Consider the following 1,908-nt stretch of genomic DNA (forward strand, 5'->3'; position numbering starts at 1 on the left):
CCGCTAATCTCCCCCCTTGTGGGGGAGATGTCCGGCAGGACAGAGGGGGGCGCGACAGAACACGGCCTCGGAGATTGATGGCCATGCCTCTCACCTTTCAAACTTCGCAATCGCCTCCGCCGTCACCGGCGTGAAGAAATTCACCAGATTGCCGTCGGGATCGCGAAACAGCAGCGAGCGGTTGCCCCAGGGCATTGTCGTCGGCGCCTGCACCAGCGCGCCGTCAATGAGACCGCCCAGCCTGCGGTATTCTTCGTCGACATCGGAGACGCGGAACTCGATGATGGCGGTGCGGTTCTCGGCCGGGCTCGCGACATTATCGCCGCCGAAGAGCCGAAGCGTGCGGGTGCTGCCGATGGCGAGCGTGCCCGCTTCCGTGACGAGCTCGGCGAAATCCTCGGTGTAGAGCGTGAGCTTGATGTCCGTCGCCGTCTCGTAGAAGGCGACGAGCCGCTTGACGTCGGCGGTGATGATGCGGGTCGAAACGAAATTCATCCAAGTCTTCTCCGTTGGCTCGCCGCGAAAACTTTCTTCGTCGGCCGCGCCCGTTCAGGCGCCCTGCCCGACTTGTGGACCGACCCTGCTGCCAGCATAGTGGCAACAGGAGACATGCCTTGCGCCGCGCCGACCGACTGTTCCAGATCATCCAGATCCTGCGGCGCTCGAGCCGGCCGATCACCGCCAGCCGGATCGCCGAAGAACTCGAAACCTCGCGCCGCTCGGTCTATCGCGACATCGCCGACCTCGTCGGACAGCGCGTGCCGATCCGGGGCGAAGCCGGGCTCGGCTATGTGCTCGACCGCGACTACGATATGCCGCCGCTGATGCTGACGCCGGACGAGCTGGAGGCGGCGGTGCTCGGCGCGCAGTGGGTGGCCGACAAGGGCGATGCCGTGCTGGCCGGCGCGGCGCGCGACCTGATCGCCAAGATCGCCACCGTCGTGCCCGAGCGGCTGCGCCCCTTCGTCAGCAATCCAACCGTCGGCGCGCCGCTCAGCCGCGCGAGCCTGCCGGATGGGCTCGATATCGCGAAGGCGCGGGCCTCGATCCGCAAGGGCCACAAGATCCGGATCCGCTACCGCAACGAACAGGGCGACGAAAGCGAACGCGTCATCTGGCCGACCATGATCGGCTATGCCGAAACGGTGCGGCTCATCGCCGCCTGGTGCGAGCTGCGCCAGGATTTCCGCCATTTCCGCACCGACCGGATATCGGCCGCTACCTTTCTCGACGAGCGCATCGGCTGCCGGCCGGGAGAGCTGCGCAACCGCTGGAAACGGCACATGGCGGCGCAGGGGATTCAACTGCCGCAAGGCTAGATATCGGCGTAGATCTCCAGCACATTGCCGTCGGGATCGCGAAAGAACAGCGTGCGGTGCCCCCAGGGCTGGTCGGCCGGTTCGCTTTCGATCGCCACGCCCTTATCGCGCAACGTGTCGGCGCATTGGTCGACCTGGCCTGGCGTCACACGGAAGGCGAGTTGCACGGAGAGAGCGCGCGCCGGCGTCGGCGCGTCATTGAACATCACGCCGCGCTCAGTAAGCGCCAGGAGGCACGAGCCGACCTGGTAGGCGGTCCAGCCCTCGCCCAGGCTGGAATGAATCGCGAAGCCCATCACGTCCTCGTAGAAGCGGCGCATCTTCTTCATGTCGCGGGCGAAGAGGACGGTGTAATCGATATTCCTGATATTTTTCAGCGCGTTCATGACGGACTCCTTTGCCTGGCGCCGCGTCTCGGCCCGGCACGGTTGTGTGATGCGCCACCTCATCTATGCTGGTAGCAAGGTGGTACAAGATGAGCGTCGCTGCTGGTAGCGGCGCTACCCCTTTCGAGGCACGACCATGCTGGAACGGACCGCCGAGACGGACAGGCGCAAGGAACTTGGCCGCTTCCTGCGCGCCATGCGCG

The 1,908-nt window shown here is 65.5% G+C and carries 3 protein-coding genes; 1 reads left to right on the forward strand and 2 read right to left on the reverse strand.

The window, feature by feature from the left end; all coding sequences use genetic code 11:
• Positions 1-90: 90 nt before the first annotated feature.
• Positions 91-495, reverse strand: coding sequence for a VOC family protein (locus tag EOD07_RS32805; protein WP_127238190.1), 405 nt, complete (start codon positions 493-495; stop codon positions 91-93).
• A gap of 119 nt (positions 496-614) precedes the next feature.
• Between EOD07_RS32805 and EOD07_RS32810 the strand changes: the two genes are divergently transcribed.
• Entirely contained in the window at positions 615-1,319 is a 705-nt protein-coding gene (locus tag EOD07_RS32810) for a YafY family protein (protein ID WP_127238191.1), read from the forward strand.
• Here the strand turns inward: EOD07_RS32810 and EOD07_RS32815 are convergent.
• The gene (locus tag EOD07_RS32815) at positions 1,316-1,705 is read right to left on the reverse strand and encodes a VOC family protein (protein ID WP_127238192.1); all 390 of its coding nucleotides are present in this window, start codon (positions 1,703-1,705) and stop codon (positions 1,316-1,318) included. The genes EOD07_RS32810 and EOD07_RS32815 overlap by 4 nt on opposite strands.
• Positions 1,706-1,908: the final 203 nt, after the last annotated feature.

This window comes from Mesorhizobium sp. M2C.T.Ca.TU.002.02.1.1 (assembly GCF_003997225.1).

What these genes read in the sequence shown, in the direction of transcription:
- EOD07_RS32815 (WP_127238192.1), bottom strand. Translation starts at nt 1,705, where the DNA reads ATGAACGCGCTGAAAAATATCAGGAATATCGATTACACCGTCCTCTTC.
- EOD07_RS32805 (WP_127238190.1), bottom strand. Translation starts at nt 495, where the DNA reads ATGAATTTCGTTTCGACCCGCATCATCACCGCCGACGTCAAGCGGCTC.